The organism is Streptomyces sp. ISL-66 (genome assembly GCF_018614135.1).
GTDB lineage: Bacteria > Actinomycetota > Actinomycetes > Streptomycetales > Streptomycetaceae > Streptomyces.
Genome location: NZ_JAGGOW010000032.1, coordinates 29,433 through 44,903, shown reverse-complemented (window position 1 = coordinate 44,903; position 15,471 = coordinate 29,433). Strand labels below are relative to the sequence as shown.

The following is a 15,471-nucleotide window of genomic DNA, read 5'->3' as shown; positions in this document are numbered from 1 at the left end:
TCTCAAATTGATTCCCGCCCCAAAGCGTATTCAAGCCACAACATCTGATCGGCCGGATGGTACTCACAGCGGCTCGTCACAGGAACGGCGGGGTCCCCGGAATCGATCCGGGGACCCCGCCGTCGTCATGGTCGGTCAGGGCCTACGAGGGGCCCTTGCGCCCGCACACGGCCGGCCAGTCCTTGTACGGGATGCCGCCGCACCACAGCTTGCCGTCGTCGCGATTGGGCTTCCAAAACTGGATGTTGACCTCGGCGCACTTCTTGTACGGGGAGTAGCGCGGGCACTTCCCGTCGGGCTTGTTGACGGTGTGCGCCCGCCAGGCGTCGACGCCCATCTCGTTGCTGTCGGCGCTCGGCATGTAGCGGTTGACCGACCAGGACGCGCCCATCGTGGCGAACAGCGCGAGCGCGCACACCATGCCGGCGGCGAGCTGCTGGACCGCGCGCCGCGGCACGACGCGGGCCCGGGCGCCCTCACCGCTCGGCCGCAGGGACCGCTCGGCCCAGCCGGAACCCCGGTTGACGAGCGACATCAGACCCAGGACCGCCAGGATCATCAGGCAGTACATGACGATCCAGGTGGTCCGCGGGTAGAGCTGCACGGCCTTGTCGTGCGCCATGTGCGAGGCGAACCAGAAGCGGGCCAGCCAGGCACCGGCGAGCGTGGCCGCGGCGGTGCGGACCATGACGTCGCGCAGCCCGAGGCCGACGCCGAGGCCCACGCCGAACAGCAGCAGCAGCGCGAAGCCGGTCTGGCCGGCCATCTCGCCCGACACCGGCCAGTTCTCGTAAGTCAGCGCACCCGAACGGTCGGAGGCCCACCCCAGGACGTACGCCGGGTCCACGTAGACGGACAGGTAGGCGTAGCGGTCCGGGGTCTGGGAACCGAGGCGGACCATCTGGTAGAGCAGCGGAGCCCCGACGACGCCGGCCGTCACCAGGAGGGATCCGACGTACACGGCGGCCCGCTTGCGGGCCTCCTTGCCCTTGCGCCAGGGGAAGAGGAACAGCGCGAGCAGGCCCGCACCGGGCGCGGCCCAGACGTACCAGCCGGAGTACCAGAGGAACAGCACGCCGAAGACGAGGCCGAAGCCGGCGCCGCGCAGCAGCAGCGACTTCACCGAACGCGCGCCGGACCGGGCCATCTCGCGCAGGCAGTAGCCGAGCAGCGGGAGCAGCACGAGCATGACGACGTGGCTGTACGGGCGGATCGGATCGAGGAAGAGGATCGACGCCGGAACGGCGATCAGCAGCGCCCAGAAGGGCCGCAGCAGCAGCCGCCAGGCCGCGTAGGCCATCGGGCCGACCAGGGCGCTGAAGAAGATCTGCAGGTCGTGCAGGGCGTAGCCGGATCCGCCGAGTCCGCCGTAGCGGACCTTCGCCCAGAGGGCCATCAGCGCCGGGAAGCCGGGCGGGTAGATGCCCGACATGCCCTCGCCGTGCAGGAAGGAGTTGGCCATGTCCACCAGGACGCTCGGGTCGCCCTCCTGGCCGCCGAGCGGCGAGGGCGTGCCGCGCAGGGCGACGACGATGCCGCCCGCGACCACGCCGGTGGCCAGGCCGGCCAGCGCCGCGCAGACCAGGCGCTTGACGTTCCGGTGGCGGTGGAGCGTGCCCCGGTACGCGGTGTGGAGGAGCAGCCCGAGCACCGGCAGGCCGATGAGGGCCGCGTACTGCTGCATCTTGGCCAGTCCGCTGACCTGGCCGATGCGGTTGAGGGGGTTCACGCTGATGTGCTTGCACAGCAGCGTGTAGCCGAGGGCCGCCACGACGCTGACCAGGACCTCGGCGAGCGGGAGCACCCAGCGCCTGGACGTCCACGGACGCCGGCCCGGTGCCGCGGACAAGACGGGCGCGCCGTCCGCGGTCCCGGTCCCGGGACGGCCGGGAGCCGTGCCGGAATCTCCGACCGCCTCGGGGGCCAGATTCGTCATCTCAGTCCACTTTCCTCCGCGTGGTCACACCGCGGGTAAGGCCCGGCACCAGGTCGGACCAACGTTTCCGGGCCGGGAGAGGCAGGCGCACGAGCCGGGGCGCACGAGCCGGGAACGGCCTAGGCGCGTCTGCGTACAACCTTCACATCCCCCGCCGCGGCCCCTGTTCGCGGGGGCCCCGGCCCTGCCGTCGCGGCCGTCCCGGGCGGAGTCACACCCTGCGGGCACGGGCCGGTAGGGTCCCGGACATGATAGACATCGCCACTTCGCCCGCACCAGGCGCCGATCACCGGGTCCCGCGGCGCGGGGGCGCCGGGCCCTGGCGCAAGGTGGCCGTCACCGTGGCCGAAGTGGGCGCGTCCGTCCTGGCAGCCGTCCTGCTCACCGGTCTGGGCTGGCTCCTGCGGGTCAATCCCGTGGAGCGGATCGGCCAGGTCAGCGGCCTGGCCGCGATCCAGCTGCGGCTGCTGCTCCTGCTCGCCGCCACCGTACTGCTGTACGTCCTCCTCGCGCGGAAGTGGCCGGGGGCGGCCGTACGGATCTCCGCGGCGGCCGTGGCGGGCCTCGCCACCGGTGTGACCGCCGCCGGCAGCGTGGTGGCCCTGCGCGGCACGGACTGGCCGATGTACGCGAACTGGGCCGACTCCGGAAACCTGCAGAAGTGGGCGTTCGACATCATCGACGGCGCGGCGCTCCCCAAGGAGTACCCGCCCGGCTTCCCGCACCTGCTGGCGAACACCGCGCAGCTCTTCTTCGACGGTGACGTGCCCAAGGCCATGAAGTGGCTGATGATCGCCTTCGTCGCGGTCTCGGGGCCGCTCGCCTACCTGGCCTGGCGGTTGCTGCTGCCCCCGCTGTGGGCGCTGGGCGTCGGCGTCGCCTCGACGCTGCCGCTGATCGATCCGTACAAGTCGTACCCCGCCGTCGTGCTCGTCGTCGTGATCCCGGTCTTCGCCAAGCTGGTCGACGTGGTGCAGCGCTCCGCCGAGCTGGGGCGCAAGCGGGCCCTGGCCGCGGGCGCGGGGCTCGGGGCGCTGCTCGCCGCGATGTTCCTGCTGTACGCGGGCTGGTTCGTCTGGTCCTCGGTCGGCGTGGTCGTCCTGTTCGCGTTCGTGCTGGTCCGGCTCGCCCGGTCGGGCGGGAAGCGGGCCCTGGTGGAGGGCCTGCTGGCACTGGGGGCCGCCACCGGGGTCTTCCTGGCCCTGGCCGGCGCCTACCTGGTGAACCTGCTCGCCGCGAGCGGCGCGACCAAGGACGGGTACTTCTACTTCGACACCTACAGCGACCCGGCCTACTTCGCCATGTGGGGCGGCACCTTCCCGGGCCACCAGCGCATGGCCGGCTGGCCGCCGCTCGGCGAGCTCGGCGGGGTCGGGCTCTTCGGCATCGTCCTGGTGGCCGGGCTGGGCGTGGCCCTCGCCCTCGGCCTGCGGCGGCCGGCCGTGCTGACCCTGGCCGCGTGCACGGGCAGCGCCTTCCTGCTGCGCTACTGGTACGCGTCGCACATGGCGCGCGACCACGCCGTGCAGCTGTACCCGCGCACCAGCCTGCAGATCACGTACTGCCTGATCGCACTCACCGGGCTGGCGGTGTACCTCGCCGTCCAGCGGGTCCGGAGCTGGTCGCGCGCCCACGAGGGCCCGGTGCCCGCCGCGGTCCGGCGCAAGACCGCGGGCACGCCCCGGGCCGTCGTGATCGGCGCGCTGTGCGCGATGGGGCTGCTCTTCGGCATGGCCGGCTCGGCGACCGCCAACGCCTACATGCCGCAGAGCCCCAGCGAGGATTCGAACGGGCAGCTCTCCTGGACCTCGCACAACGTTCGGCTGCCGAACGGCAAGTGCCCCAAGTACGCGGAGAAGGGCAAGTGCGCCCCGTACAACCCGCCGCAGCGCGCGGGGAAGCACTGACGGGACGCCTGCGGAGCGTCAGTCCCGCCCGGAGACGCCCGAGGTGAAGGCGTGCTTGGCCAGGTTGCGGACGCCGTCGCGCTGACCGCGGCGCAGGGCGCCGGGCATCATCGTGATCGCGTGGAAGCGGGACCCGCTGTGGAAGCGGGCGGCGCGGGCGGCCTTGGGCCAGCCGCGCGCGTCCATCCGGGCGGCGACCGCGTCGAAGTAGCGCGCGGCCTCGGTGAAGCGGGTGCCGGTGAAGGCCTGGACCGAGGACTCGCTGACGGCGTGCCGGCGGTACTGGAAGACGGTGGCCGAGTTGTCGACCACCATCTCCTCGCCGAGTTCGAGCAGGTCGACCACGAGCGCGAGGTCCTGGATGACCGAGTACTCGGACTGGAAGCTCACCTTGCGCAGGGCCTCCCCGCGCCAGGCGATGGACGGGAAGTACAGCCAGTTCCCGCGCAGCACGCTGACGGCGAGTTCCTCGCCGCCCATCGTGCGGCGGCCCTTGACCTGCGGGGCGTAGAGCCTGCGCTTGACGTTGTCGGCGAGACCGGCGGTGACCCGGCCCTCGCCGTCGATGACTTCGACGCCGGGCTGGATCATGCCGATGCCCGGCTGGGCCTCGGCGAGGCCCCGTACCGTCTTCAAGTAGTGCGGGTGAAGAAGGTCGTCACAGCCCATGATGACCACGTAGTCGGCCTCGGAGAGGCGTACGCACTTCTTGAAGTTCTCGTTGATGCCGAGGTTCCGCTCGTTGCGGGTGTAGTGGACCCGCTCGTCGCCGAGCTCCGCGAACCAGGCGGGGACGTCCGGCTCCTTGCCGTCGTCGATCACGACGAGCCGGAAGTCCGGATCCGTCTGGGCCAGGACGCTGCGGACGGCGTCCTGCATCAGCTGGACGTCCCCGTAGTAGGGGAGCATGAAGTCGAAGGTCGCCACGGGGATTCCTCAGGCCTTGACGGAGTCGGAAGGAGCCTTCTCCGCGGCCGCGACGGGCGGGACCGCGGCCGGGCCGAGGCGCGCGTCGTTGTGCCGCGCGCCCTCGCTGAGGGCCACCGTCCGGGCCAGGTCCGTGATCTTCTTCTCCAGCGAGCGGAAGCGCAGGAAGGTGTTGAGCGTGAGGAAGCCCATGGCGAGGACCATCACGTACAGCACCAGGTCGGTCCCTCGGCCGACGCCGAGCTGGTGGGCCACCCACGTGACGTCCGTCGGGCGCAGCACGGCGTACACGTTGACGAGGACGAAGACCGAGAAGGCGATGCGCTTCCACGCCCGGGTCTTCGCCTGGTCCCAGTTGCGTATGAACATCAGGGCCAACGAGACGGAGCCCAGGATGAGCACCAGCTGGATCCAGAAGTACTTCATCGGCGGCCACGCTCCCGCAGGGTGATGTCGAAGAGGATGTTGACGCCGTTGATCAGGGACTGACCCTTGGCGCGCGAGTAGTCGGTGTAGAGGATGTCCACCGGGACCTCCACGACGCGCAGTCCGGAGCCGGCCAGGTAGCCGACGATCTCGGAGGCGTGGGCCATGCCGTTGTGCGTGATCTGCAGCTGCTCCGCCGCCTCGCGGCCGAGGACGCGCAGACCGTTGTGCGAGTCGGTGAGGTTCAGTTTGCGGGCGGTCGGGCTGAGCGCCGCGGCCGTGCGCAGCACGACCCGCTTGATCCACGGCACTTGGCCGTTCTGCTCGATGAAGCGGGATCCGAGCACCACGTCGGCCTCGCCGCCGCGCAGCACCGCGACCATCTTCTCGACGTCGTCGGTCTGGTGCTGGCCGTCCGCGTCGAAGGTCGCGAAGTAGCGGGCGCCCGGCTGGGAGAGCGCGTACTTCAGGCCGGTCTGGAGGGCGGCGCCCTGGCCGAGGTTGACCGGGTGCTGCACCAGGTGGGCCCCGGTGGTGGTGACGTGCTTGGCGGAATCGTCCGAGCTGCCGTCGTCGACGACGACTATGTTCGGAAAGGTCTTGCGCGCTCCCTCGACGACATCGGCGATCACCTGGCCCTCGTTGTAGGCCGGTATGACCAGCCAGACATCGTCGTATTGCGTCACGCTAACTCCAGCGGGGTGTGGCACGGACGAGTGCTCGGGGTTCGGCGGTACTTCGGAGGCGGACACGGTCACTTCCCACCCGCGCCGGCGCCCAGGGGGCTCGCGACGCCCGTCTGTCCGGATCCGTCGAAGGCTCCCGGAACGGCTCTCGGGAACTTCAGCCGCAGCACTGCCAGCATAGCCAGCACCGTGGTGAGGGAACCGAGAGCGTAGGCCAGGATCACCCGGAGGGACACCTCGCCCGGGGCGAAGGTGACGCCGGTCAGTACGAGGGTTCCGACGGCCCAGCAGAGCAGTTGCAGGTTGTGTCGCTTGAATACCATCAGCGCCTGACCGAGAACCATCGCGAACATGTACGCCACGGTGCCCGCGGACAACAGGAAGAAGTCGAAGCAGCCCAGGGCCGGCTCGGCGTCGAAGAGGACCTCGATCAGCCAGGGGCCGAGCGCGGTGGCGGGGATCCCGCCGACCAGCCCGAGCGCTCCGACGACCAGGCCGATCCGGCGCAGCATCGCCGAGAAGCCCGCCCGGTCGCCCGCCTGGTAGGCGGCGCTGAGGCCGCCCAGCAGCGAGGCCTGCAGCGAGCCGAAGACGAACAGCGGCACCCGGGCCAGCACCAGCGCGTTCAACAGGGCCGCGATCAGCACACTGTCGGTGGGCGCGAGGAGCTTGGTGCTCATCACGGCGGCGTTGACGACGACCTGGGAGAGCAGGGTCGAGCAGACCAGCAGCCCCAGTCCGGCGGTCAGCTCGCGCCAGGAGATCTCCTCCCCGGGCCGCACCACGCGCAGCAGCGTCGGCAGCGTGACCAGAGCGGCCACGACGGGCGCGACGCCCAGGACGAGGCTGAAGGCGAGCGCGGAGTGCAGTCCGAAGACCGCGCAGCCGAAGGCGAGGAGGATGCGCAGACCGCCGTCGACGGCGAGCTGGGTGCCGTACGCGCCGAACCGGCCGAGGCCGGCCAGCACGCCACGGGTGAGGTAGCAGACGGCCATGCCGGCGAAGGCACCGCCGAGCGCCGCCACCAGCGCGCGGTCTCCGCGGAACAGCAGGTCCGCGAGGGGACCCGCGGCGACGGCCAGGACGAGCAGGGTCGCGCCGAGCATGGCCCCGGTGAGCAGGGTGGCCCGCCGCAGGACGGGGGCCGCGCCGTGGCCCTGGACCGCGCGGGCGGCGACGATCCGGGTGAGCTCCTGCTCGACGGGGAAGAAGATGCCGAGCCCGATCGCCATGACGATCGTCCAGAGCACCGAGACGTTCGCCATGGCCTCGGTGGACAGGCTGTGGCCGGCCACGCCCAGGTGGATGTACGAGGCCGCGCCGAGCACGACGGTGCCGCCGGCCACCGCGACGGTGCCCGGCGGCAGGGCCGAGGCGGCCTTGCTCAGCAGGGCCTTCATGCTGTGCTGCCGTCTCCCGGACTGCCGTTCCTCTCCGCGCCGGCCGGCGCGGCGAAGGCGGGCAGCGCCAGGGCCTCGGCCAGCTGCTCGCGCCAGTCCGCGAGCGGGGCGAGGCCCGCGTCGGCCCAGCGGTCGTGGCCGAGCACGCTGAAGGCCGGGCGGACGGCGGGGCGTACGAAGGCGGCGGAGTCGGTGGGCCGGATCCGCTCGGGATCCAGGCCGCTCAGCCGGTAGGTCTCGCGGGCCAGTCCGAACCAAGTGGTCCGGCCGCTCGCGGTGCCGTGGTAGACGCCGCCGGGGGCGCGGCCGTCCAGCGCGGCCAGGCCGAGCTCGACGAGGCGGCGGGCCAGCGCGTAGGACCAGGTGGGCTGGCCGTGCTGGTCGTCGACGACGTCCAGGGTGTCCCGCTGGGCGGCCAGCTTCAGCATGGTGGCGACGAAGTTCGGGCCGTGCTCGCCGTACAGCCAGGCGGTGCGGACCACGTAGCCGTCCCGCGGCAGCAGTTCGGCCACGGCCTCTTCGCCGGCCAGCTTGGAGCGGCCGTAGGCGTTGACCGGGCCGGTCGCGGCGTCCTCGGGGTACGGCCGGTCGGCGTCGCCGGGCAGTACGTAGTCGGTGGAGACGTGCAGCAGGCGCGCTCCCGCCTCGGCGCAGGCCGCGGCGAGGACCCGTACACCGGCGCCGTTGACGGCGGTGGCGGCCTCTTCGGCGCTCTCCGCGCCGTCCACGTCGGTCCACGCGGCACAGTTCACGACCACGGCCGCACCCTCGACGGCGGACCGGACGGCGGCCGGGTCGGTGATGTCGAGGTCGGCGCGGCGAAGTCCCGCGGCCTCGATCCCGGCGTCCCCCAGGACGGCCAGGACGTCCTGGCCGAGCATGCCGGCGGCGCCGGTGACGAGCCAGCGCGCGCCGGCGGGGTTCACGGTCACTGCTGGAGCGCCGCCTTCGCCTTCAGCGGCTCCCACCAAGCGCGGTTCTCGCGGTACCAGTCGATGGTCGACGCGATGCCTTCCTCGAAGGTGACCTGCGGGGCGTAGCCGAGCTCGGAGCCGATCTTGCTGATGTCGATGGAGTAGCGCAGGTCGTGGCCCTTGCGGTCCTCGACGGGCTCGACCATGTCCCAGCCGAGGCCGGCGGCCTCGAGCAGGACGCCGGTGAGGTCCTTGTTGGTGAGCTCCACGCCGCCGCCGATGTTGTAGACCTCGCCGCCGCGGCCCTTGCGCATCGCCAGGTCAATGCCGCGGCAGTGGTCGGAGACGTGCAGCCAGTCGCGCACGTTGCCGCCGTTGCCGTACAGGGGGACCTTCTTGCCGTCCATCAGGTTCGAGACGAACAGCGGGATGACCTTCTCCGGGAACTGGTAGTGCCCGTAGTTGTTGGAGCAGCGCGTGACGACGACGTCCATCCCGTGCGTGCGGGCGTAGGCCAGCGCGAGCAGGTCGGAGGAGGCCTTCGAGGCGGAGTACGGGGAGTTGGGCACCAGCGGCCACTCCTCGGTCCAGGAGCCCTCGGCGATCGAGCCGTACACCTCGTCGGTGGAGATGTGGACGAAGCGGCCGACGCCGTGCTTGCGGGCGGAGTCCAGGAGGACCTGGGTGCCCACGACGTTGGTCATCACGAAGGGTCCGGCGCCGGCGATCGAACGGTCCACGTGGGACTCGGCGGCGAAGTGCACGACGACGTCGTGGCCGGGCATCACCTGGTCGACGGCGTCGGCATCACAGATGTCGCCCTTGACGAAGGCGTAGCCGGGGAGGTGCGCGACCGGGGCGAGGTTGGCTTCGACGCCCGAATACGTCAGCTTGTCGAAGACGGTGATCTGGGCGGAGGGGTCTGAACCGAGCTGCTGGCGGACGAATTCTGAACCGATGAAGCCGGCGCCGCCGGTCACAAGGATGCGCATAATACAAACAGTCTAGCCGCTCGCCTACTCCGCCCCCGGGCCCAGCCTCACGCCCCCCGGGCTCTCGCATACTGTGGGCGCATGCGTGGAATTCTCTTGGCCGGCGGCACCGGATCCCGACTCTGGCCGCTGACGCGGGCAGTCTCGAAGCAACTGCTGCCCGTCTTCGACAAGCCGATGATCTACTACCCGCTTTCGACGCTGGTCATGGCCGGGATCAGCGAGATCCTCGTCATCACCACCCCGGAGGACCGCGACCAGTTCGAGCGTCTGCTCGGCGACGGCTCGCAGTTCGGCATCCGGCTGGAGTACGCCGTCCAGGAGCGCCCCGAGGGCATCGCCCAGGCCTTCGTCCTCGGCGCCGACTTCATCGGAGAGGACTCCGTCGCCCTGATCCTCGGCGACAACATCTTCCACGGCAGTGGCCTCGGCACCCGCCTGGCCGAGCACACCGACTCCAAGGGCGGCCGGGTCTTCGCGTACCCGGTGGCGGACCCGACGGCGTACGGCGTCGTGGAGTTCGACGCGAACGGCCAGGCCATCTCCATCGAGGAGAAGCCGGCCCGGCCCAAGTCGCGCTACGCCGTGCCGGGCCTCTACTTCTACGACAACCGCGTCGTGGAGATCGCCCGCGGCCTGAAGCCCAGCGCCCGCGGCGAACTGGAGATCACCGCCGTCAACGACGCGTACCTCCAGGCCGGTGAGCTCAATGTCACCATCCTCGACCGCGGTACCGCCTGGCTGGACACGGGCACCTTCGTCTCGATGGTGCAGGCCTCGGAGTTCGTGCGCGTGATCGAGGAGCGCCAGGGCTTCAAGATCGGCTGCATCGAGGAGGCCGCCTGGCGGGCCGGGCTCATCGACTCCGCGCAGCTGCGCGCGCTCGCCGAGCCGCTCACCAAGAGCGGCTACGGGGACTACCTGATCGGCCTGCTCGAAGAGGAGGCCTCCCGGTGAAGTTCCGCGAACTCCCCCTCGAGGGCGTATTCGAGATCACCCCTCAGCAGCACGGTGACCCGCGCGGCATGTTCATGGAGTGGTACCGCTTCGACCGCCTCGCCGAGGTCGTCGGGCACCCGCTGAACCTGGCGCAGGCGAACCTCTCCGTCTCCCAGCGCGGCGTGGTGCGCGGCATCCACTTCGCCGACGTCCCGCGCGGCCAGGCCAAGTACGTCACTTGCGTGCGCGGCGCCGTGCTCGACGTCATCGTGGACCTGCGGGTCGGCTCCCCGACCTTCGGCCGCTGGGAGGGCGTCCGGCTGGACGACGTGGACCGCCGTGCGGTCTACATCCCCGAGGGGATGGGCCACGGCTTCTGCGCGCTGAGCGACGACGCCACGCTGTCCTACCTCTGCTCCGAGACGTACAACCCGACGGGCGAGCACTCGGTGCACCCGCTCGATCCGGACCTGGGCATCGACTGGCCGGCGGACGTCCGGCTGCTGTCCGCCCGCGACGAGGCGGCGCCCTCGCTGGCCGACGCCCTCGCGTCGGGCCTGCTGCCCGACCACGCGGCCTGCCTGGAGTTCACGCGGTCCCTGCGCGTGAACTGACCGCCGCCGTACGCGAAAAGGGCCGCACCCCCCGGGGGTGCGGCCCTTTTTCGTACGCCCGGGCAGGCGGGCGCGTACGAGAAGGGCCCCTCCCCCGTCGCGCGAACGACGGGGAAGGGGCCCTCCTGTCAAACATGGTGCCCGCTCGCGCGAGCTACCAGGTCAGAACACGAATTACTTCGTGATCTTGGTGACCTGGCCGGCGCCCACGGTACGACCACCCTCACGGATGGCGAACTTGAGGCCTTCCTCCATGGCGACCGGCTGGATCAGCGCGACCGTCATCTCGGTGTTGTCGCCCGGCATGACCATCTCCGTGCCGGCCGGCAGGGTGACGACACCCGTGACGTCCGTGGTACGGAAGTAGAACTGCGGACGGTAGTTGTTGAAGAAGGGGGTGTGACGGCCACCCTCGTCCTTCGACAGGATGTAGGCCTGGGCCTCGAACTCGGTGTGCGGGGTGACCGAACCGGGCTTGATGATGACCTGGCCGCGCTCGACATCCTCGCGCTTGATGCCACGGAGGAGCAGACCGACGTTCTCGCCCGCCTGGCCCTCGTCGAGCAGCTTGCGGAACATCTCGATACCGGTGACCGTGGTGGTGGTCTTGGTCTCCTTGATACCGATGATGTCGACGGTCTCGTTGACCTTCAGGACACCACGCTCGATACGACCGGTGACGACGGTACCGCGACCGGTGATCGTGAAGACGTCCTCGACGGGCATGAGGAACGGCATCTCGACGTCACGCGGGGGGGTCGGGATGAAGTCGTCGACGGCAGTCATGAGGCCGAGAAGCTTCTCGCCCCACTCCTTGTCGCCCTCGAGCGCCTTCAGCGCGGAGACGCGGACGACCGGAAGGTCGTCGCCCGGGAAGTCGTAGTCGGAGAGGAGCTCGCGAACCTCGAGCTCGACGAGCTCCAGGATCTCCTCGTCGTCCACCATGTCGGCCTTGTTCAGGGCGACGACGATGGAGGGGACGCCGACCTGGCGGGCCAGGAGCACGTGCTCCTTGGTCTGCGGCATCGGGCCGTCGGTGGCGGCGACCACGAGGATCGCGCCGTCCATCTGCGCGGCACCGGTGATCATGTTCTTGATGTAGTCCGCGTGACCCGGGCAGTCGACGTGGGCGTAGTGACGCGCCTCGGTCTGGTACTCGACGTGCGCGATGGAGATGGTGATACCGCGCTGGCGCTCCTCAGGAGCCTTGTCGATCTGGTCGAAGGCCGAGGCCTCGTTCAGGTCCGGGTACGCGTCGTGCAGCACCTTGGTAATGGCGGCCGTGAGGGTCGTCTTACCGTGGTCAATGTGACCGATGGTGCCGATGTTGACGTGCGGCTTAGTCCGCTCGAACTTCGCCTTCGCCACGGGGTCCTCCTGGAGAGTGGTTCTGTACGCCTTGCTCATCGGCGCCAGGTGATCTTTGCTGGATAGCCGGTTCCTCCGGGGCAAAGGAGGGTTGCTCCTGTTGCCCCAGAGGCTCCGGTGACAAGCCTAAAGCGTGTACTCGGAAGAGTTACTCGCCCTTGGCCTTCGCGATGATCTCCTCAGCGACGTTCCGGGGAACCTCGGCGTAGGAGTCGAACTGCATCGAGTAGCTGGCGCGACCCGAGGTCTTGCTGCGGAGGTCTCCGACGTAGCCGAACATCTCCGAGAGGGGCACGAGGCCCTTCACGAGGCGAGCACCGTGACGCTCCTCCATGGCCTGGATCTGGCCACGGCGGGAGTTGATGTCACCGATGACGTCACCCATGGACTCCTCCGGCGTGGTGACCTCGACGGCCATCATCGGCTCGAGGAGCACGGGAGAAGCCTTGCGCGCGGCCTCCTTGAAGGCCTGCGAACCGGCGATCTTGAAGGCGAGCTCGGAGGAGTCGACCTCGTGGTAGCCACCGTCGAGAAGGATGACGCGGACGCCGGTCATCTCGTAGCCGGCGAGGATGCCGAACTTCATGGCTTCCTGCGCACCCGCGTCGACCGAGGGGATGTACTCCCTCGGGATGCGGCCACCGGTGACCTTGTTCACGAACTCGTACGCCGGACCGTCGGCCTCGAGGATCGGCTCGATCGCGATCTGCACCTTGGCGAACTGACCGGTACCACCGGTCTGCTTCTTGTGGGTGTAGTCGTGACGCTCCACCGTCTGGCGGATCGTCTCGCGGTAAGCGACCTGCGGCTTGCCGACGTTGGCCTCGACCTTGAACTCGCGCTTCATACGGTCGACCAGCACCTCGAGGTGCAGCTCGCCCATACCGCCGAGGATGGTCTGGCCGGTCTCTTCGTCCGAGTGAACGTGGAAGGAGGGGTCCTCCTCCGCGAGAGACTGGATGGCGACACCCAGCTTCTCCTGGTCACCCTTGGACTTGGGCTCGATGGCGACCTGGATGACCGGAGCCGGGAAGTCCATGGACTCCAGGATCACGGGTGCCTTGTCGTCACACAGCGTCTCACCGGTGGTGGTCTGCTTCAGGCCCATGACGGCGACGATGTCACCGGCGCCCACCGCTTCGATCTCTTCACGCTTGTTGGCGTGCATGCGGTAGATCTTGCCGATGCGCTCCTTCTTGCCCTTGACGGAGTTCAGCACCGCAGTGCCGGCCTCCAGGCGGCCCGAGTAAACCCGGACGAAGGTGAGCTTGCCGAGGTGCGGGTCGCGCATGATCTTGAACGCGAGCGCCGCGAGGGGCTCGTCGTCCGAAGGCTTGCGCTTCACGACGACCTCGGCGTCCTTGACGTCGTGGCCTTCGATGGCCTCGATGTCCAGGGGCGACGGGAGGTAGCGGACGACGGCGTCGAGCAGGGGCTGAACGCCCTTGTTCTTGAACGCCGTGCCACAGAACACCGCGGTGATCGTGGCGCCGTGGCCCTTGCCGGAACCGATGATGATGCGGCGCACGGCCTCGTGCAGCTGCTCGACGGTGGGCTCGACGCCCTCGAGGAACAGCTCCATGATCTGGTCGTCGTTCTCGGCGACCGTCTCGACCAGCTTGGCGTGCCACTCTTCAGCGGCTTCCTTGTGGGTGTCCGGGATGTCGACGATGTCGTACATCTCGCCCTTGGTCGCCTCGGCGGACCAAACGAACGCCTTCATGGTGACCAGGTCGACAACGCCCTGGAAGTCCATCTCGGAGCCGATGGGGAGCTGCATGACGATCGGAACCGCACCGAGGCGGTCCTTGATCATGTCGACACAGCGGTGGAACTCGGCGCCGGTGCGGTCCAGCTTGTTGACGAAGCAGATGCGCGGCACGCCGTAGCGGTCGGCCTGACGCCAGACGGTCTCGGACTGCGGCTCCACACCGGCGACACCGTCGAACACGGTGACGGCACCGTCGAGGACGCGGAGCGAACGCTCCACCTCGACCGTGAAGTCAACGTGACCCGGGGTGTCGATGATGTTGATGGTGTGGTCGACGTCTTCGAGCGGCCAGTGGCAGGTCGTCGCGGCAGACGTGATCGTGATGCCGCGCTCCTGCTCCTGCTCCATCCAGTCCATCGTGGCAGCGCCGTCGTGGACTTCACCGATCTTGTAAGACACACCGGTGTAGAACAGGATGCGCTCGGTGGTGGTCGTCTTGCCCGCGTCGATGTGAGCCATGATGCCGATGTTGCGCACCTTGGCCAGGTCAAGCGAAGTGGTAGCCATATCGGCTCAGTCTTCTCTCGGTCTCGATGTGGGTTGGGACTACCAGCGGTAGTGCGCGAAGGCCTTGTTGGACTCGGCCATCTTGTGGGTGTCCTCGCGCTTCTTGACGGCAGCGCCAAGACCGTTGGAGGCGTCGAGCAGCTCGTTCATGAGGCGCTCGGTCATCGTCTTCTCGCGGCGGGCGCGGGAGTAACCCACGAGCCAGCGCAGCGCGAGGGTCGACTGACGGCCCGGCTTGACCTCGATCGGCACCTGGTAGGTGGCGCCACCGACACGACGGGACTTGACCTCGAGGGACGGCTTGACGTTCTCGAGCGCGCGCTTCAGCGTGATGACCGGGTCGTTGCCGGTCTTCTCGCGGAGGCCTTCCATGGCGCCGTAAACGATGCGCTCGGCGGTGGAGCGCTTGCCGTTCAGGAGGATCTTGTTGATGAGCGACGTCACCAGAGGAGATGCATAGACCGGGTCGATGATGACCGGGCGCTTCGGGGCGGGGCCCTTACGAGGCATTTCTACTTCTCCTTCTTGGCGCCGTAGCGGCTGCGGGCCTGCTTGCGGTTCTTGACAGCCTGAGTGTCAAGCGCACCGCGGATGATCTTGTAACGAACACCCGGCAGGTCCTTCACACGGCCACCACGCACGAGCACGATCGAGTGCTCCTGCAGGTTGTGTCCCTCACCCGGAATGTAGGCCGTGACCTCGATGCCGGAGGTCAGACGCACGCGCGCGACCTTACGGAGCGCCGAGTTCGGCTTCTTCGGGGTGGTCGTGAACACACGCGTGCAGACGCCGCGGCGCTGGGGCGAAGCCTCGAGCGCGGGGGTCTTGGTCTTCTCGACCTTGTCCTGCCGGCCCTTACGGACCAGCTGCTGGATCGTAGGCACTACTTCTCCGGTTTCTGTGTGCCGTGTAGTGAAACTAACCTGGAACATTTGCCGACCCACGCGGTCGGGTGTGTCGGATCCGGCGGACTCCCGCGCAAGCGCGGAAACGCATGAATCGCAGTGGCCCGATTCGACTCGAGTGCGGTTGATGGACACGCACAGGAGCCCAGGCACACCCCAGGCACAAGGTCTGAGCGTAC

At 69.2% G+C, this 15,471-nt stretch carries 14 protein-coding genes; 3 read left to right on the top strand and 11 right to left on the bottom strand.

All coding sequences use genetic code 11. The features are described from left to right. Positions 1-142: 142 nt before the first annotated feature. Positions 143-1,936: a hypothetical protein gene (locus J7E97_RS06815; RefSeq protein WP_215023432.1), complete on the bottom strand. Its 1,794-nt coding sequence runs from the start codon at positions 1,934-1,936 to the stop codon at positions 143-145. Between the two features lie 248 nt (positions 1,937-2,184). On the opposite strand from J7E97_RS06815, the gene J7E97_RS06810 reads away from it, so the two are divergent. Next, positions 2,185-3,843, top strand: coding sequence for a hypothetical protein (locus J7E97_RS06810; RefSeq protein WP_215023430.1), 1,659 nt, complete (start codon positions 2,185-2,187; stop codon positions 3,841-3,843). Between the two features lie 18 nt (positions 3,844-3,861). Here J7E97_RS06810 and J7E97_RS06805 read toward each other — a convergent pair whose 3' ends face one another. The 6 genes from J7E97_RS06805 to rfbB all read right to left on the bottom strand — a co-directional run bounded on the left by J7E97_RS06805 (position 3,862) and on the right by rfbB (position 9,188). Next, on the bottom strand, positions 3,862-4,770 hold the full coding sequence (locus J7E97_RS06805) for a glycosyltransferase family 2 protein (RefSeq protein WP_215023428.1): 909 nt from the start codon (positions 4,768-4,770) through the stop codon (positions 3,862-3,864). A 9-nt stretch (positions 4,771-4,779) separates the two neighbouring features. Further along, positions 4,780-5,196 (bottom strand): DUF2304 domain-containing protein, encoded by a 417-nt coding sequence (locus J7E97_RS06800; RefSeq protein WP_215023426.1) that lies wholly within the window; start codon positions 5,194-5,196, stop codon positions 4,780-4,782. Beyond that, the gene (locus tag J7E97_RS06795; protein ID WP_215023424.1) at positions 5,193-5,882 is read right to left on the bottom strand and encodes a glycosyltransferase family 2 protein; all 690 of its coding nucleotides are present in this window, start codon (positions 5,880-5,882) and stop codon (positions 5,193-5,195) included. Before J7E97_RS06795 ends, J7E97_RS06800 begins: the two co-directional genes overlap by 4 nt. 68 nt (positions 5,883-5,950) lie before the next feature. Further along, complete coding sequence (locus tag J7E97_RS06790) at positions 5,951-7,282, bottom strand: lipopolysaccharide biosynthesis protein (RefSeq protein WP_215023422.1); 1,332 nt, start codon at positions 7,280-7,282, stop codon at positions 5,951-5,953. After that, positions 7,279-8,214: a dTDP-4-dehydrorhamnose reductase gene (rfbD, locus tag J7E97_RS06785; protein WP_308346413.1), complete on the bottom strand. Its 936-nt coding sequence runs from the start codon at positions 8,212-8,214 to the stop codon at positions 7,279-7,281. The genes J7E97_RS06790 and rfbD overlap by 4 nt, the downstream gene beginning before the upstream one ends. Further along, positions 8,211-9,188: a dTDP-glucose 4,6-dehydratase gene (rfbB, locus tag J7E97_RS06780; RefSeq protein ID WP_215023420.1), complete on the bottom strand. Its 978-nt coding sequence runs from the start codon at positions 9,186-9,188 to the stop codon at positions 8,211-8,213. Before rfbB ends, rfbD begins: the two co-directional genes overlap by 4 nt. An 81-nt stretch (positions 9,189-9,269) precedes the next feature. Here rfbB and rfbA point away from each other — a divergent pair, with 81 nt between their 5' ends. Continuing rightward, complete coding sequence (rfbA, locus tag J7E97_RS06775; RefSeq protein ID WP_215023418.1) at positions 9,270-10,145, top strand: glucose-1-phosphate thymidylyltransferase RfbA; 876 nt, start codon at positions 9,270-9,272, stop codon at positions 10,143-10,145. After that, the gene (gene rfbC, locus J7E97_RS06770) at positions 10,142-10,741 is read left to right on the top strand and encodes a dTDP-4-dehydrorhamnose 3,5-epimerase (protein ID WP_215023416.1); all 600 of its coding nucleotides are present in this window, start codon (positions 10,142-10,144) and stop codon (positions 10,739-10,741) included. Before rfbA ends, rfbC begins: the two co-directional genes overlap by 4 nt. Before the next feature lie 174 nt (positions 10,742-10,915). Here the strand turns inward: rfbC and tuf are convergent, their stop codons facing one another. The 4 genes from tuf to rpsL all read right to left on the bottom strand — a co-directional run bounded on the left by tuf (position 10,916) and on the right by rpsL (position 15,271). Next, positions 10,916-12,109, bottom strand: coding sequence for an elongation factor Tu (gene tuf / locus J7E97_RS06765; RefSeq protein WP_215023414.1), 1,194 nt, complete (start codon positions 12,107-12,109; stop codon positions 10,916-10,918). 148 nt (positions 12,110-12,257) lie between these two features. Beyond that, on the bottom strand, positions 12,258-14,387 hold the full coding sequence (fusA, locus tag J7E97_RS06760; protein ID WP_215023412.1) for an elongation factor G: 2,130 nt from the start codon (positions 14,385-14,387) through the stop codon (positions 12,258-12,260). Positions 14,388-14,426: 39 nt separating this feature from the next. After that, the gene (gene rpsG, locus J7E97_RS06755) at positions 14,427-14,897 is read right to left on the bottom strand and encodes a 30S ribosomal protein S7 (RefSeq protein ID WP_215023410.1); all 471 of its coding nucleotides are present in this window, start codon (positions 14,895-14,897) and stop codon (positions 14,427-14,429) included. 2 nt (positions 14,898-14,899) lie between these two features. Next, positions 14,900-15,271, bottom strand: a complete 372-nt coding sequence (gene rpsL, locus J7E97_RS06750) for a 30S ribosomal protein S12 (protein ID WP_007265893.1) — start codon at positions 15,269-15,271, stop codon at positions 14,900-14,902. Positions 15,272-15,471 lie beyond the last annotated feature (200 nt).

Bases quoted from the DNA above. Each gene is read 5' to 3' on its own strand.
- J7E97_RS06815 (WP_215023432.1), bottom strand. From the start codon at position 1,936: ATGACGAATCTGGCCCCCGAGGCGGTCGGAGATTCCGGCACGGCTCCC.
- J7E97_RS06810 (WP_215023430.1), top strand. From the start codon at position 2,185: ATGATAGACATCGCCACTTCGCCCGCACCAGGCGCCGATCACCGGGTC.
- J7E97_RS06800 (WP_215023426.1), bottom strand. From the start codon at position 5,196: ATGAAGTACTTCTGGATCCAGCTGGTGCTCATCCTGGGCTCCGTCTCG.
- J7E97_RS06790 (WP_215023422.1), bottom strand. From the start codon at position 7,282: ATGAAGGCCCTGCTGAGCAAGGCCGCCTCGGCCCTGCCGCCGGGCACC.
- rfbB (WP_215023420.1), bottom strand. From the start codon at position 9,188: ATGCGCATCCTTGTGACCGGCGGCGCCGGCTTCATCGGTTCAGAATTC.
- rfbA (WP_215023418.1), top strand. From the start codon at position 9,270: ATGCGTGGAATTCTCTTGGCCGGCGGCACCGGATCCCGACTCTGGCCG.
- fusA (WP_215023412.1), bottom strand. From the start codon at position 14,387: ATGGCTACCACTTCGCTTGACCTGGCCAAGGTGCGCAACATCGGCATC.
- rpsG (WP_215023410.1), bottom strand. From the start codon at position 14,897: ATGCCTCGTAAGGGCCCCGCCCCGAAGCGCCCGGTCATCATCGACCCG.